14 protein-coding genes are annotated in these 14,400 nt (G+C 71.3%); 10 read left to right on the top strand and 4 right to left on the bottom strand.

All coding sequences use genetic code 11. From position 1 onward, the window contains the following. Window positions 1-64 precede the first annotated feature (64 nt). Window positions 65-400: a DUF7848 domain-containing protein gene (locus HG542_RS36235; protein WP_438816686.1), complete on the top strand. Its 336-nt coding sequence runs from the start codon at window positions 65-67 to the stop codon at window positions 398-400. A gap of 210 nt (window positions 401-610) precedes the next feature. Here the strand turns inward: HG542_RS36235 and HG542_RS00160 are convergent, their stop codons facing one another. Continuing rightward, window positions 611-883, bottom strand: coding sequence for a GntR family transcriptional regulator (locus HG542_RS00160; protein WP_171077869.1), 273 nt, complete (start codon window positions 881-883; stop codon window positions 611-613). A 174-nt stretch (window positions 884-1,057) separates the two neighbouring features. Here HG542_RS00160 and HG542_RS00155 point away from each other — a divergent pair, with 174 nt between their 5' ends. From HG542_RS00155 to HG542_RS00145, 4 genes are all read left to right on the top strand, one after another. Continuing rightward, entirely contained in the window at window positions 1,058-1,438 is a 381-nt protein-coding gene (locus HG542_RS00155) for a hypothetical protein (RefSeq protein ID WP_171077843.1), read from the top strand. A 44-nt stretch (window positions 1,439-1,482) separates the two neighbouring features. Then, window positions 1,483-1,611 (top strand): hypothetical protein, encoded by a 129-nt coding sequence (locus HG542_RS34635; RefSeq protein WP_255315706.1) that lies wholly within the window; start codon window positions 1,483-1,485, stop codon window positions 1,609-1,611. Window positions 1,612-1,719: 108 nt separating this feature from the next. Next, window positions 1,720-2,649, top strand: a complete 930-nt coding sequence (locus HG542_RS00150; protein ID WP_171077868.1) for a dihydrodipicolinate synthase family protein — start codon at window positions 1,720-1,722, stop codon at window positions 2,647-2,649. A 44-nt stretch (window positions 2,650-2,693) separates the two neighbouring features. Beyond that, window positions 2,694-3,083 carry an MmcQ/YjbR family DNA-binding protein gene (locus HG542_RS00145; RefSeq protein WP_171077867.1) on the top strand — a complete coding sequence of 130 codons (390 nt, stop codon included), beginning with the start codon at window positions 2,694-2,696 and terminating at the stop codon, window positions 3,081-3,083. Window positions 3,084-3,089: 6 nt separating this feature from the next. Here the strand turns inward: HG542_RS00145 and HG542_RS00140 are convergent, their stop codons facing one another. After that, entirely contained in the window at window positions 3,090-3,995 is a 906-nt protein-coding gene (locus tag HG542_RS00140) for an isopenicillin N synthase family dioxygenase (RefSeq protein WP_171077866.1), read from the bottom strand. Window positions 3,996-4,199: 204 nt separating this feature from the next. Between HG542_RS00140 and HG542_RS00135 the strand changes: the two genes are divergently transcribed. The 4 genes from HG542_RS00135 to HG542_RS00120 all read left to right on the top strand — a co-directional run bounded on the left by HG542_RS00135 (window position 4,200) and on the right by HG542_RS00120 (window position 10,109). Then, entirely contained in the window at window positions 4,200-5,363 is a 1,164-nt protein-coding gene (locus tag HG542_RS00135) for a CaiB/BaiF CoA transferase family protein (protein WP_171077865.1), read from the top strand. Beyond that, complete coding sequence (locus HG542_RS00130; protein ID WP_171077864.1) at window positions 5,353-6,495, top strand: acyl-CoA dehydrogenase family protein; 1,143 nt, start codon at window positions 5,353-5,355, stop codon at window positions 6,493-6,495. Before HG542_RS00135 ends, HG542_RS00130 begins: the two co-directional genes overlap by 11 nt. A gap of 34 nt (window positions 6,496-6,529) precedes the next feature. Further along, window positions 6,530-7,744, top strand: coding sequence for an acetyl-CoA C-acetyltransferase (locus HG542_RS00125; protein WP_171077863.1), 1,215 nt, complete (start codon window positions 6,530-6,532; stop codon window positions 7,742-7,744). A 205-nt stretch (window positions 7,745-7,949) separates the two neighbouring features. Beyond that, window positions 7,950-10,109, top strand: a complete 2,160-nt coding sequence (locus tag HG542_RS00120) for a 3-hydroxyacyl-CoA dehydrogenase NAD-binding domain-containing protein (RefSeq protein WP_171077862.1) — start codon at window positions 7,950-7,952, stop codon at window positions 10,107-10,109. Here the strand turns inward: HG542_RS00120 and HG542_RS00115 are convergent. After that, entirely contained in the window at window positions 10,099-10,773 is a 675-nt protein-coding gene (locus HG542_RS00115; protein WP_171077994.1) for a MerR family transcriptional regulator, read from the bottom strand. The genes HG542_RS00120 and HG542_RS00115 overlap by 11 nt on opposite strands. An 80-nt stretch (window positions 10,774-10,853) precedes the next feature. Further along, complete coding sequence (locus HG542_RS00110) at window positions 10,854-12,368, bottom strand: M1 family metallopeptidase (RefSeq protein ID WP_171077861.1); 1,515 nt, start codon at window positions 12,366-12,368, stop codon at window positions 10,854-10,856. Between the two features lie 186 nt (window positions 12,369-12,554). Here HG542_RS00110 and HG542_RS00105 point away from each other — a divergent pair, with 186 nt between their 5' ends. Continuing rightward, entirely contained in the window at window positions 12,555-14,399 is a 1,845-nt protein-coding gene (locus tag HG542_RS00105; RefSeq protein WP_227725091.1) for a Xaa-Pro dipeptidyl-peptidase, read from the top strand. Window position 14,400: the final 1 nt, after the last annotated feature.

Here is a 14,400-nt window from a genome sequence, read left to right as displayed (position 1 = left end):
CACCGGCGCCCCTCATGGGGGCGCCGTCCCTTGAGCCACCCAAGCCGGTACCCGGTTGTGTTGAGTGTCTGAGACTGGCAACAGCCCGCCTGAACGCCCGGACGAGAGGCGACTTCACAACCGCCACGGATTGCGACATCAAGATCCGGAAGCACGGTCAGGGGCACCAGTGACCACGCGCGCTGTCTACCGGTACGTGCCGCACACGATCACGCACGTGCCCGAAGGAGGGGTCGTCTTCGAAGCGTTCTGCACTGCGGACGCCTGCTGCGAAGGCTCCGGCCCACAGGACGAACAGGAAGCGGCGCAGGACTGGGCTCTACACCATGCTGGGCGCACCGGTCACGACTTGTTCCGGCGCGTGGTGACCGACCATGCGAGGGTCACCCGTGCCGATTAGTCCCCGGCCCGCGAAGCCACGTCGACCATGACGGCTCCGCGGGCCGGACGGCAACGCTCCCGACCGGACAAGCCTTGAGTACGGGCAGACGTGCCCGAACTGGGCGGACGCGCTCAAGCTCTCGCCCCGGTCCGCCCCTTCGCTGGGGTGCCGCTCCGGCGGTGAGGGCGTAGCCACTGGCCCCGTTCGTACGCTGGCGTGCGAACGGGGTTACTTGCCGTCTTGGGGGCTGCCTCCTGCGATTCGGTCTCGGACGTACGTCCCGCGCTGAGGAACGGTGAATACGTAGCCTTCCTCACGCAGGAAGCGGACTGCGTTGCGCACGGTCTCGCGCGCCACTCCGAAACGCTGCACCAAGGTCGCCTCGGAGGGAATCCGGCGATTCACGGGCAGGGTGCCGTTCTCGATGTCACCGATGATCACAGCGGCGATCTGCCGATAGACCGGGGTCGGGGACTCGTGATCAATCTCAGGTGCAGCCATGAGGGGAACAGTAGACAACAAGCCATGTTGGCATCCGATGGCATACGTCTATGGACTGAGGTAGACGGAGGTAGACCAGTTGTCTTACCGTCGGACACGAAAACGCCCCGACAGACCGCTTAGGACCGGTCTATCGGGGCTTAGCCGACCAGCTTTCGAGGAGCTGAACGACTCATGCGCGATGCTATCGCCCGCGCCCTCTTATGGGTGCTCCGCCTGCTGCTGCCCGCCCACGGCAGGCACGACGGAAGACGCTGCACCCCTGCGATGGTCCCGGTGTCGACCGCCCCCGCCCCGGTGCCAACCCCGCCGACCCAATCGCCTTACGTGATCTGCGGCGGCCACAAGCCGATCCCGCCGCATCACCTCGCCCGGTACATCCTCCCGCCCGATACCCGCCCGCTCGTTCCGCGCTACCTGGTCGCTTGGGAACGGGAACTCGAACGTCGGCAGCAGCGCGAACGACGCCGCGCGATCGAAGCAATGTGGGAGGGACGGGACTACCCGTACAGCTACCCCGGAGCGCTGTTCACCGCCATGGCGGTGACCGCATGAGCGCCACGCGGTGCTGCCGATGCGGCAGGCCTACGGAAGCCCGTGTGGCTGTCGGGTGGCGCGACACCGGCAGCAACTCCGGGACCACGGTCTACGCCTGCCCCGACTGCGCCCTGAAGATTGACCCCGGACCGTCCCCCGAGGACACGCAGAGCGCCACGGACCCGCGCTGACCGGCAGCAGTGCCCCGCCCCGCCTGGTCAGACGCTGGGCGGGGCCTCCCCCGTAGAACACCCCGTTACGAGTTTCGGGAAGGGGCGGCCCGGGGGAAGAACCACCGAGTGACCCCCATCCTCACCGGCGTCGTCCCGCCCCTCTGCACCCCGCTCACCCCGGCCGGCGAGGTCGACACCCGGTCCCTCGGCGCCCTCGTCGAGCGCGTCCTCTCCGCCGGCGCGGCAGCGGTCTTCGCGCTCGGGTCCAGCGGTGAGGCCGCCCTGCTCGACGACGCGCAGCGGCGCACCGTCCTGGCGACGGTCGTCGAGGTCGTCGCGGGGCGGGTGCCCGTCCTCGCCGGGGCCGTCGACATGAGCCCCGCCCGCGTCCTCGCCCACGCCCGCACCGCCGCCGCGCTCGGGGCGGACGCCGTCGTCGTCACCGCGCCCTTCTACGTCGTCCCGCACCCGGACGAGACCGCCGCCCACTTCCGGCGCGTGCGCGAGGGGGGCGGGCTGCCCGTCGTCGGGTACGACATCCCCTCCTCCGTCGGCACCAAGCTCGACGCCCGCACCGTGCTCGCCCTCGCCGAGGACGGCACCCTGGCCGGGCTCAAGGACAGCAGCGGCGACCTCAACGCCCTGCGGCGCCTGCTCGGTGCGCTGCGCGAGCGCGGCCTGCACCGCACCTTCTCCGTGCTGACCGGCTCCGAACTCGCCGCCGACGCCGCCCTGCTGGCCGGTGCGCACGGCATCGTGCCGGGGCTCGGCAACGTCGACCCGGACGGGTACGTACGCCTCTACGAGCACGCCCGTGCGGGCCGCTGGGCGGAGGCCGCCGCCGAACAGGACCGGCTGGCCGCCCTGTTCGCCCTCACCGGCACCGGCGACCCCGCCGCCATGGGGGCCGCATCCTCCGCGCTCGGCGGTTTCAAGGCCGCCCTGCACCTGCTCGGCGTCATCGACTGCCCGGCCACCGCGCCCCCGCTGACGCCCCTGCCGGACGGCGCCGGGGCGGCCGTGCGGCGCATCCTGCAGGAGGCCGGCCTGCTGTGAGCCGGTTCCGCTGCGTTGTCAGTGGTGCGGGATAGCGTGAGCACATGGCAGGCAGAGCAACCACCCCCGCTCCCCTCAAGGCCCGCGCCGCCGTGCGCGCGTTCGCGCTCGGACTCCCCGGCGCGGTCGAGGAGTTCCCCTGGGAAGAGGATGCGGTCGTCAAGGTCAACAAGAAAATCTTCGTCTTCCTGGGGTCGGAGGGGAACACCGAGACCCCCGGCATCGGCGTCAAACTCAAGGACGAGGAGGCGCACGGCCACGCCCTCGCCGTCCCCGGTGCCGCGCCGAGCCGGTACGGGCTGGGGCGGCACGGCTGGGTGTCGATCCCGCTGACGGGCGGGAGCGCGCCCGTCGAGCTGCTCTGCGACTGGGTGGAGGAGAGCTACCGCACGATCGCCCCCAAACGGCTCGTCGCCGAGCTCGACGCGCGCTGACGGGCGTCAGCGGACGCGGATGGCGTCGAGTTTCTCTCTCAGGTAGCGGTGCGAATCGATACCGAGCACGTCCGTACCCGGGTTGCACTCGTAGAAGTAGACCAGTGACATCAGCTCCTCGGCCGGTTCGTCGACGGGTGGCGGCAGTACGCGATGCCGACCGGAACGCCAGCGGCCTCCGGTCCAGAACGCCATGAGATCACCGATGTTGACGGTGAGGGCATCCGGGTCGTACGGGGCGTTCTGCCAACCGTCCTCGTCGGTGAAGAGCTGCAGTCCTCCTCGGCCCTGCTGCCGGTCCAGGACGGTGACCGTGCCGAAGTCCGTGTGCGGCCCGATGCGGAACTGGCCGGGCCGCGGGGAGCCGGCCGTCCGGAGGTCCGGGTACCAGTTGATGTTGAATCCCCATGTGGGACGAGTGGTGTGCCGGGTGAAGAAGGTCTCACCCTCGCCGAGAGCAACACCCAGCAGTTCCAGAATGCCGTCCGAGAGACGGCGCATCCGGGCCAGGTATGCGGTCACCAGGGGCCGGAGCGAAGGGACCTCCGCGGGCCAGGTGTTGGGCGCGAACCACTCGGACCCCACGGACGGGTCCTCGCCCGGTCCCTCCGCCGCGAACGAAAGGGATTCCTTGAGGTCGGGTGGCGTCTCGGTGCCCTCAGCATACCCGTTGGCCTCGGCGCCCGGCCCGAGCCAGCCGCGCCCGCCGACCTCGACGGCGTACGGCCGTTTGTCCTCTTCCGGAAGCCGGAAGAACACACGGGCCTGCGCACGGACGGCGGCCCGCAGGTCCGGAGCGATGCCATGCCCGCTGACGAGCAGGAACCCTGCGGTGCGCAGCGCTCGGTCGACTACGGCAGGGCTGCCGTCGGTCCGCCAGGTGCGCAAGTCGACTGTGGGGACGGAGACCATGAAGCGACTCTTCTCGCATGCACGGGATGCCAAACCCGGGTGACCCTCGGCAGCGCTGAACCGCTGCCCTCGCAGCTCTTGATCACGCAAGGCCGAGAACCTGCAACTCCGCTGCCCGCCGGGGCTTGTGGAGAGTGGAACACGTTCTTAACATCGCGGGTGTTACAGCGAATATGTCACACGGGCGTGGGCGTTGGGGGCCGCATGGCAGGGACAGGGCACGGTCCGCACGGTCCGCTCACCGGTGTGCGGGTCGTCGAGCTCGCGGGCATCGGTCCCGCGCCGTTCGCCGCGATGCTGCTCGCCGATCTCGGCGCGGATGTCGTCCGCGTCGACCGGCCCGGCGGCCCCGGGCTCGGTGTCGAGCCCCGGTACGACATCACCAACCGCAACAAGCGCTCGGTCCTCGTCGACCTCAAGACGGAGGCCGGCCGGGAGGCCGTTCTCCAACTCGCCGCGCGGGCCGACGTGTTCGTCGAGGGCTACCGCCCCGGTGTCGCCGAGCGGCTCGGCGTCGGGCCCGAGGACGCCCTCGCCCGCAACCCCCGCCTGGTGTACGGGCGGATGACCGGCTGGGGCCAGGACGGGCCGCTCGCCGCCACCGCCGGGCACGACATCGGCTATATCGCCGTCACCGGCGCCCTCGGTCTGACCGGTCCGCCCGACGGGCCCCCGTACGCCCCCGCCAACCTGCTCGGCGACTACGCCGGCGGCTCCCTCTACCTGGTCGTCGGCGTCCTCGCCGCCCTCCACCACGCCCGCGCCGCCGGCACCGGCCAGGTCGTCGACGCCGCCATCGTCGACGGCACCGCGCATCTGACCGCCATGCTGCACGCCATGACCGCGGCCGGCGGCTGGCAGGACCGGCGCGGCGCCAACCTCCTCGACGGCGGCGCCCCGTTCTACGGCACGTACGAAACCGCCGACGGGGAATACATGGCCGTCGGCGCGCTGGAGACGCGTTTCCACGCCGAGTTCGCCCGGCTCCTCGGCATCGAGGATGTCGAGGGCGTCGCGGACGCCCGTAGCGACACGGCCCGTTGGGGCGAGCTGCGTGCGGCCATCGCGGCACGCTTCCGGCAGCGCACCCGCGCCGAGTGGACCGAGGTGTTCGCCGGCACGGACGCCTGCGTCGCGCCCGTCCTCTCGCTGCGCGAGGCACCCCGGCACCCGCACCTCGCCGCCCGCGGCACCTTCGCCGCGCCCGGCGGCATCACCCAGCCCGCCCCCGCCCCGCGCTTCTCCGCCACCCCCGGCACCCTGCGCCGCCCGCCCGCGCAGCCGGGGGCCGACGCGGCGGAGGTGGCCCGCGACTGGGGACTGCCCGGACTCCGACAGCTCCAGAAGGGCCCGCACGATGAAGCGTGAGATCTACGGTGCCGAGCACGAAGCCTTCCGCGCGACCGTCCGCGCCTTCCTCTCCAAGGAGGTCGAGCCGCACTACGAGCAGTGGGAGAAGGACGGCGTCGTCTCGCGCGAGGCCTGGCTGGCGGCCGGCCGGCAGGGGCTGCTCGGCCTCACCGTCCCCGAGGAGTACGGCGGCGGAGGCAGTACGGACCACCGCTTCGGGGCCGTCCTCACCGAGGAGTTCGCCCGCTCCGGCGCCGCCGGCTTCGGCGTCGAGCTGCACAACGACATCATCGGCCCGTACCTGACCGCGCTGGCCACCGAGGAGCAGAAGCGCCGCTGGCTGCCGGGCTTCTGCACGGGCGAGACGGTCACGGCGATCGCCATGACGGAGCCCGGCGCCGGCTCCGACCTCCAGGCCCTGCGCACCACCGCCGAGGACCGCGGCGACCACTGGCTGCTCAACGGCTCCAAGACGTTCATCTCCAACGGCATCCTGGCCGACCTGGTGATCGTCGTGGCCCGCACGAAGCCGGAGGGCGGTGCGAAGGGCATGAGCCTGCTGGTGGTCGAGCGCGGCATGGCGGGCTTCGAGCGCGGCCGCAACCTCGACAAGATCGGCCTCAAGGCCCAGGACACCGCCGAACTCTTCTTCCACGACGTCCGCGTGCCCAAGGAGAACCTGCTCGGCGAGCTCCACGGCGCCTTCGTGCACCTGATGCAGAACCTCCCGCAGGAGCGCCTCTGCATAGCGGTCGGCGCCATCGCCGCCGCCGAGCACCTGCTGGAGACCACCCTCGGGTACGTCAAGGAGCGCGAGGCCTTCGGGCGTCCGCTCGCCCGGCTGCAGCACGTCCGCTTCGAACTCGCCGAGATGGCCACGGAGTGCGCCGTCACCCGCACCTTCGTCGACCGGTGCATCGACGCCCACAACGGCGGCGAACTCGACGCCGTGCACGCGGCGATGGCCAAGTGGTGGGCCACCGAGCTGCAGAAACGCGTCGCCGACCGGTGCCTGCAACTGCACGGCGGCTACGGTTACATGACCGAGTACCGGGTCGCCAGGGCCTTCACCGACGGCCGTGTCACGACCATCTTCGGCGGGGCGACCGAGATCATGAAGGAGATCATCGGCCGTTCCCTGCTCGCGTGACCCCACCCACTTCTCCGGAAAGGCTTGCCGACCCTTGAGCACCGAAGCGTACGTCTACGAAGCGATCCGCACCCCGCGCGGCCGCGGCAAGGCCGACGGGGCCCTGCACGGCACCAAGCCGATCGACCTCGTCGTGGGCCTGATCCATGAACTCCGGCGCCGCCTGCCCGGTCTGGACCCGGCGGCGATCGACGACATCGTGCTCGGCGTCGTCAGCCCGATCGGCGACCAGGGCTCCGACATCGCCCGCATCGCCGCCATCGCCGCCGGGCTGCCGGACACGGTGGCCGGCGTGCAGGAGAACCGCTTCTGTGCCTCGGGCCTGGAGGCCGTCAACCTGGCGGCCGCCAAGGTGCGTTCGGGCTGGGAGGACCTCGTCCTGGCGGGCGGCGTCGAGTCGATGTCCCGGGTGCCGATCGGTTCCGACGGCGGGGCCTGGTTCGGCGACCCGATGACCAGCCACACGGTCGGCTTCGTCCCGCAGGGCATCGGCGCCGACCTCATCGCCACACTGGGCGGCTTCTCCCGCCGCGACGTCGACGCCTTCGCGGCCCGCTCGCAGGAGCTGGCCGCTGCGGCCTGGAAGGACGGCCGCTTCGAGCGCTCCGTGGTGCCGGTGCGCGACCGCAGCGGACTCGTCGTCCTCGACCGGGACGAGCACCTGCGGCCCGGCACGACCGTCGAGACGCTGGCGAAGCTCAGGCCGTCGTTCGCGGCGATGGGCGAGGCGGGCGGCTTCGACGCGGTGGCGCTGCAGAAGTACCACTGGGTCGAGAAGATCGACCACGTGCACCACGCGGGCAACTCCTCGGGCATCGTGGACGGGGCGTCCCTCGTCGCCATCGGCAGCCGCGAGGTGGGGGAGCGGTACGGGCTCGCGCCGCGGGCGCGCATCGTCTCGGCGGCCGTCTCCGGCTCGGAGCCGACCATCATGCTCACGGGCCCGGCCCCCGCCACCCGCAAGGCCCTGGCCAAGGCCGGGCTGACGATGGACGACATCGACCTCGTCGAGATCAACGAGGCGTTCGCGGCCGTGGTGCTGCGGTTCGTCGAGGAGACGGGCGTCGACCTGGAGAAGGTCAACGTCAACGGCGGCGCCATCGCCCTGGGGCACCCGCTGGGGGCCACCGGCGCCATGCTCGTCGGCACGGTCGTGGACGAACTGGAGCGGCGCGGCGGGCGGTACGGGCTCGTCACCCTGTGCGTGGGGGGTGGGATGGGGATCGCCACCGTCATCGAGCGCGTGTAGGGCGCGCACGGCGCCCCGTAAGGGGCGCGGGGAACTGCGCGACCAGCCACGACGCGCCCGCAGCCGAGGTCCCCGGGGCTTCGCCCCGGACCCCTGGGGCGGTGTGTCGACTGCGGGCCGTCGGTGGTTTCTCGCGCAGTTCCCCGCGCCCCTTACGGGGCGCACATCCTCCGCCCGCCCCGAACACCCCTCCAGGAGCCCCGACATGAGCAGCACCATCCGCTGGCAGCGCAGCGACGACGTCGTCACCCTCGTCCTCGACGACCCCGGTCAGTCCGCCAACACCATGAACGCCGCGTTCCAGCAGTCCCTCGCCGCCGTCGCCGACCGGCTGGAGGCCGAGAAGGACGGCATCCGCGGCATCATCGTCACCTCCGCCAAGAAGACCTTCTTCGCCGGCGGCGACCTGCGCGAGCTCATCGCCGTCACCCCCGAGCACGCGCAGCAGGTCTTCGACGCCGGCCTGCGCATCAAGCGCGACCTGCGCCGTATCGAGACCCTCGGCGTGCCCGTCGTGGCCGCCCTCAACGGGGCCGCGCTCGGCGGCGGTTACGAGATCGCCCTCGCCTGCCACCACCGCGTCGCCCTCGACGCGCCCGGCTCGAAGATCGGCCTGCCCGAGGTCACCCTCGGCCTGCTCCCCGGGAGCGGCGGCGTCGTCCGCACCGTACGCCTCCTCGGCATCACCGACGCGCTGCTCAAGGTGCTGCTGCAGGGCACGCAGTACAGCCCGCGGCGCGCCCTGGAGGCCGGGCTCGTCCACGAAGTGGCCGACACCGAGGAGGAGATGCTCGCGAAGGCCCGCGCCTTCATCGACGACCACCCGGACGCCCGCCAGCCCTGGGACACCGAGGGCTACCGGATCCCCGGCGGCACCCCGGCCGACCCCGCCTTCGCCGCGGCCCTGCCCGCCTTCCCGGCCACGCTGAGCAAGCAGACCGGCGGCGCGCCCTACCCCGCCCCGCGCAACATCCTGGCGGCCGCCGTCGAGGGCGCCCAGGTGGACTTCGAGACCGCGCAGGTCATCGAGACCCGGTACTTCACGGAGCTGGTCACCGGCCGGACCTCCAAGAACATGATCCAGGCCTTCTTCTTCGACCTCCAGGCCGTCAACGCGGGCCGCAGCCGCCCGCAGGGCACCGAGCCGCGCCCCGTGCGCAGGGCGGCCGTGCTCGGGGCGGGCATGATGGGGGCCGGCATCGCCTACGCGTGCGCCCGCGCCGGCATCGAGGTCGTCCTCAAGGACGTCACCCTGGAGAACGCCCGGCACGGGAAGGCCTACTCGGAAGGCCTGTTGGACAAGGCCGTCGCCAAGGGCCGCACCACCCAGGCCGAGCGCGACGCCGTGCTCGCCCGTATCACCCCCACCGCCGACGTGGCGGAACTGGCCGGCTGCGACGCCGTCATCGAGGCCGTGTTCGAGGACCCTGCGCTCAAGCACAAGGTGTTCCAGGAGGTCCAGCACGTCGTCGCCCCCGACGCCCTGCTGTGCTCCAACACCTCCACCCTCCCCATCACCCTGCTCGCCGAAGGCGTCGAGCGGCCCGTGGACTTCATCGGCCTGCACTTCTTCTCGCCCGTCGACAAGATGCCGCTGGTGGAGATCATCAAGGGCGAGCGCACCGGCGACGAGGCCCTGGCCCGCGCTTTCGACCTCGTCCGGCAGATCCGCAAGACGCCCGTCGTCGTCAACGACTCGCGCGGCTTCTTCACTTCGCGCGTCATCGGCCGCTTCATCAACGAGGGCGTGGCCATGGTCGGCGAGGGCGTCCCGGCCGCCTCCGTGGAACAGGCCGCCGCCCAGGCCGGCTACCCGGCCAAGGTGCTCTCCCTCATGGACGAGCTGACCCTCACCCTGCCGCGGAAGATCCGCGAGGAGACCCGCAAGGCGGCCGAGGAGAGCGGCGGCGGCTGGACCCCGCACCCCGCGGACGCCGTCATCGACCGCATGGTCGAGGAGTTCGACCGCCCGGGCCGCAGCGGCGGCGCGGGCTTCTACGACTACGTGGACGGCAAGCGGGCGGGGCTCTGGCCGGGCCTGGCCGAGCACTTCGGGCGGGAGGGTACGGACGTGCCCTTCGAGGACCTGAAGGAGCGGATGCTGTTCTCCGAGGCGCTGGACTCCGTCCGCTGCCTGGAGGAGGGCGTCCTCACCTCCGTGGCCGACGCCAACATCGGCTCCGTCCTGGGGATCGGCTTCCCCGGCTGGACCGGCGGCGTCCTGCAGTACATCAACGGCTACGAGGGCGGCCTGCCCGGCTTCGTGGCCCGCGCGCGGGAGCTCCAGGCCGCCTACGGCGAGCGCTTCGCCCCGCCGGCCCTGCTGCTGGAGAAGGCGGAGAAGGGGGAGACCTTCACCGACTGACCGCCCGCAGCTCTTCCTTGAGCGACCGCTGGAAGGCCGTCACCAGGGCCTGCACCACCATCGGCTGCATATGGGCGGACAGCGACTTCATGGCGTCGACCCGCTCGGGATCCCATACCTCGTCGTGGAAGAGGCGGGTGAGCTCCCGGGCGGTCGCCCGCGCGTGCTCCACCAGCACCGTACGGGCCTTGAGGAGGGTCTCCAGGGGGATCGGGACGTCCAGCAGCTGCACGCCCAGGCCCAGCAGCCCGCGGTCCACCCGGAACACGCCGTCCGTGTCCGCCCGTTCGAGGACGTCCATGGCGGCGAGCCGGTCGACGTCCTCCTCGGTCAGGGCCCGGCCCGCGCGGCGTTCGAGTTCCTCGCGCGTGGTCTCCTCCGCCGCGTCCGGCGTCCAGGAGGCCACCACCGCACGGTGGATGGCCAGATCGCGGGCGCTGAGGTCCGCGGGGAGGCCCTGCACATAGCGCTCGATGGCGGCGAGGGTGAGGCCCTGGCGCTGCAACTCCTCGATCAGGGCCAGCCGGGAGAGGTGTTCGGGCCCGTAGTGCCCGACCCGGCGGGGGCCGATCTCGGGCGGGGGCAGCAGCCCGCGGGTGCCGTAGAAGCGGACGGTGCGCACGGTCATCCCGGCGCGGGCGGCCAGTTCGTCGATGGTGAGCATCACCACGTCAGTATTGCTGTGACACCACCGGTGTGAAACCGGTGGTGTCACAGCAGAAGGTCAGCGGAAGGCGATGCCGATCAGTGTTCGTGGCCGAGCTGGGCCGACTGGATCTGCTTCCACGACTTCGGCTGCGCCGGCTTGCCGGCCGCCCGCAGGGACGCGCCTGCCGGGGCCTTGCCGATGCCGTACGAGGCAGCGTCCGCGGCGGAGGGCTTGGACGTGGTGAACAGCCAGGTGTCGAACAGCTTCTGCAGCTTCCTGCCCGAGACCTTCTCGGCGAACGCCTGGAAGTCCTGGACAGAACCGTTGCCGTACTTGTTCACGGTCGGCCACTTCTTGAGGATCTCGAAGAAGGCCTTGTCGCCCACGGTGTTGCGCAGGGCCTGGATCGCGATCGCGCCACGGTTGTAGACGGCGGCGTGGAACTGGTTCTCCGGGCCCGGGTCGCCCGGCTTGACCGTCCAGAAGGCGTTGTCCGCCGGGATGCTCGTGTAGATGTAGTCCGCGAGCTGCTGGGCGGTGCCCTCCTTCTCCTTCTCCGACCACAGCCACTGGGCGTAGGAGGCGAAGCCCTCGTTGACCCAGATGTCACGCCAGTTCTTCACCGACACGCTGTCGCCGTACCACTGGTGCGCCAGCTCGTGCACCACGACCGAGGGGTTGGCCCCGTCGGCGAACTGCGCGGGGCTGTAGAACGGCCGGGTCTGGGTCTCCAGAGCGTAGTGCGTGGGCACGTTGGGCACATAGCCGCCGGCCGCCGTGAAGGGGTACGGGCCGAAGATCGAGGACTCCCAGTCCAGGATCTCGTTCGTGCGCTCGACGCTCGCCTTGGCCGAGTCGAGGTTGTCGCCCAGGTCCTTGCTGTACGCGTTGACGATCGGCAGGCCGTTCGACGTGGTGCCGGTGGTGATGTCGAACTTGCCGACCGCCAGCGTGGCCAGGTAGGTGGCCTGCGGCTTGGTCGAGCGCCAGTTGTAGCGCGTCCAGCCCAGCTTGGAGTACTTCGAGGCCAGCACGCCGTTGCTGATCGCCTGCACGTCGTCCGGCACGGACACCGAGACGTCGAACGTCGCCTTGTCGCGCGGGTGGTCGTTGCTCGGGAACCACCAGGCCGCCGACTCCGGCTCGTTGGCGATCACGCCGCCGTCCGGGGTGCGCTGCCAGGAGCTGGAGCCGTCGACCTTCACCTGCGAGGGGATGCCGGTGTAGCGGACGACGACGCTGACCTGCTTGCCCTTCAGCAGGGGCGACGCCGGGGTGATCTCCAGCTCGTGGGTGCCGGTCCTGGTGAAGAAGGCCTTCTTCCCGTCGACCAGCACGTCCTTGACGTCCAGCAGGAAGTCCAGGTTGAAGCGCGAGAGGTCCTGGGTGGCGGTGGTGATCAGAGTTGCCGTGCCGTCCAGCCGGTCGGTCTTCGGCTGGTACGCCAGACGCAGGTCGTAGTGGGAGACGGTGTACCCGCCGTTCCCGGCTTCCGGGTAGTACGAGTCCCCGAGGCCCGGTGCGCCGGGCGTGGGCTCGGCGGCGGATGCCGGGACGGCCAGCATGAGGAACGCCGCGGCCGCACTGGGGACGATGAGTCTGTGACGCACGAGTCACTCCAACTCGTAGGGGACGAGGGGCTGATCGCAGCCTATGTACTCACCGGGGGGCAGGGTATGTCCATGGCGGATTGCGACATGTGATCGACATGCGCCTGACATCAACGCCCCCCGGACCACTTCCGGCCACCGTCACCCCCCTTATGTACCGGAGTTGACTGGCGCTACGGTCCGGCCGTGCCCATACATCAGCGGGTCACCCGCATCCCATGGACCACTCTGCTCGTGGCGGTTCTGGCCGCCCTGACCACCGTTCTCGGCGCCTGTCCCGGCACTGCGCGCGCCGCGACGGCACAGCATGGCGGAAAACCGCCGGGAGAAAGCAGACCGGTGTACTCGTACGACCGTGCCGTGCGCGAATCCGTGTGGGTGGACACGGGGATCGACGGTGACGGCGACGGCCGCACCGACCGGGTCGCCGTCGACATCATCCGCCCCCGGGAGGCGGCCGAGCAGGGCCGGCGCGTCCCCGTCGTCATGGACGCCAGCCCGTACTACGCCTGTTGCGGGCGCGGCAACGAGAGCCAGCTCAAGACGTACGACGCACAGGGCAACCCGGTGCAGTTCCCGCTCTACTACGACAACTACTTCGTCCCGCGCGGCTACGCCGTCGCCCTCGTCGACCTCACCGGAACCAACCGCTCCGACGGCTGCACGGACATCGGCGGCCGCTCCGACGTCCAGTCCGCCAGGGCCGTCGTCGACTGGCTCAACGGCCGTGCGCACGGCTGGTCCTCGCGCACCGGCGGCCACCCGGTCCGCGCCGGCTGGAGCACGGGGGCCGTCGGCATGATCGGCAAGAGCTACGACGGCACGATCGCCAACGCCGTTGCCGCGACGGGCGTCAGGGGGCTGCGGACCATCGTCCCGATCGGCGGCATCAGCTCCTGGTACGACTACTACTTCTCCCAGGGCGCCGCCCTCTACGACGGCGGACCCGAGCAACTGTCCGACACCGTCGAGAGTTCCGCCGCGCGCGGCCGCTGCGCGGCCGTCCGGCAGAGGCTCGTCGAGGGCGCACCGCGCAACGGCGACTGGACCGCGCTGTGGAGTGCGCGCGACTACGTGCGGGACGCGGGCAGGGTACGGGCCAGCGTCTTCGCCGTCCACGGCCTGCAGGACCTCAACGTCCGTACCAAGCACTTCGGTCAGTGGTGGGATGCGCTCGCCGCGCACGGTGTGGAGCGCAAGGTGTGGCTGTCGACCGCGGGTCACGTCGATCCGTTCGACTTCCGCCGCGCGGAGTGGGTGGACACGCTGCACCGGTGGTTCGACCACTACCTGCTGGGCTACGACAACGGCGTCCAGCGCGAGCCGATGGCCGACATCGAGCGCGCGCCCGGCCGGTGGACGACGGACCGGGTGTGGCCGCCGCGCGGTACGAGGACGGTGTCCCTGTACCCGGAACCCGGACAGGCGCTCGGTGTGCGGCCGGCACCGCGCGGTGCGACCGCGGAGTTCACGGACGACCCGAGGCGGAGCGAGACGGACTGGGCGGCGCAGATCGACCGGTCCACGCCGGACAAGGCCGGATTCGTCACGCAGCCGTTGCCGCACGACCTGCGGGTGTCCGGCTCGTCGGCGGTACGGCTGACGGTGACGCCGTCGACGGAATCGGCACACCTGTCGGCGGTGCTGGTGGACGTCGGCCCTGCCGTCATCCGCAACTACGCGGCACGCGGGGAAGGGATCGTCACCCTGGCCGACCGTGACTGCTGGGGCAGCGGCAACACCGGCGACACGGGGTGCTTCCTGCGGACGGCGCCCGACACGAAGCGGGTGGGCGCCACGGTGTTCAGCCGCGGCTGGGCAGACCTGGGCCGGGGCCGTGCATTGGAGCCGGGGCGGCCGTACACGATGACGCTGGCGCTGGCGGCCACCGACCATGTGGTGCCGGCGGGCCACCGGCTGGCACTGATCGTGGCCGGGACGGACGCGGGGCTGGTCGAACCGGCGTCGACGACACCGCGATTGACGGTGGACCTGAGGGGGTCGGGGGTGCGGGTGCCGGTGGCCCCGTAAG

It is taken from the genome of Streptomyces morookaense (genome assembly GCF_013030945.1).
Taxonomy (GTDB): domain Bacteria; phylum Actinomycetota; class Actinomycetes; order Streptomycetales; family Streptomycetaceae; genus Streptomyces; species Streptomyces morookaensis.
The sequence above is the reverse complement of the archived record's forward strand: the minus strand, read 5'-3'. Positions and strand labels throughout refer to the sequence as shown.

What these genes read in the sequence shown, in the direction of transcription:
- HG542_RS00155 (WP_171077843.1), top strand. Translation starts at nt 1,058, where the DNA reads ATGCGCGATGCTATCGCCCGCGCCCTCTTATGGGTGCTCCGCCTGCTG.
- HG542_RS00140 (WP_171077866.1), bottom strand. Translation starts at nt 3,995, where the DNA reads ATGGTCTCCGTCCCCACAGTCGACTTGCGCACCTGGCGGACCGACGGC.
- HG542_RS00135 (WP_171077865.1), top strand. Translation starts at nt 4,200, where the DNA reads ATGGCAGGGACAGGGCACGGTCCGCACGGTCCGCTCACCGGTGTGCGG.
- HG542_RS00160 (WP_171077869.1), bottom strand. Translation starts at nt 883, where the DNA reads ATGGCTGCACCTGAGATTGATCACGAGTCCCCGACCCCGGTCTATCGG.
- HG542_RS00145 (WP_171077867.1), top strand. Translation starts at nt 2,694, where the DNA reads ATGGCAGGCAGAGCAACCACCCCCGCTCCCCTCAAGGCCCGCGCCGCC.
- HG542_RS00130 (WP_171077864.1), top strand. Translation starts at nt 5,353, where the DNA reads ATGAAGCGTGAGATCTACGGTGCCGAGCACGAAGCCTTCCGCGCGACC.
- HG542_RS00115 (WP_171077994.1), bottom strand. Translation starts at nt 10,773, where the DNA reads ATGCTCACCATCGACGAACTGGCCGCCCGCGCCGGGATGACCGTGCGC.
- HG542_RS00120 (WP_171077862.1), top strand. Translation starts at nt 7,950, where the DNA reads ATGAGCAGCACCATCCGCTGGCAGCGCAGCGACGACGTCGTCACCCTC.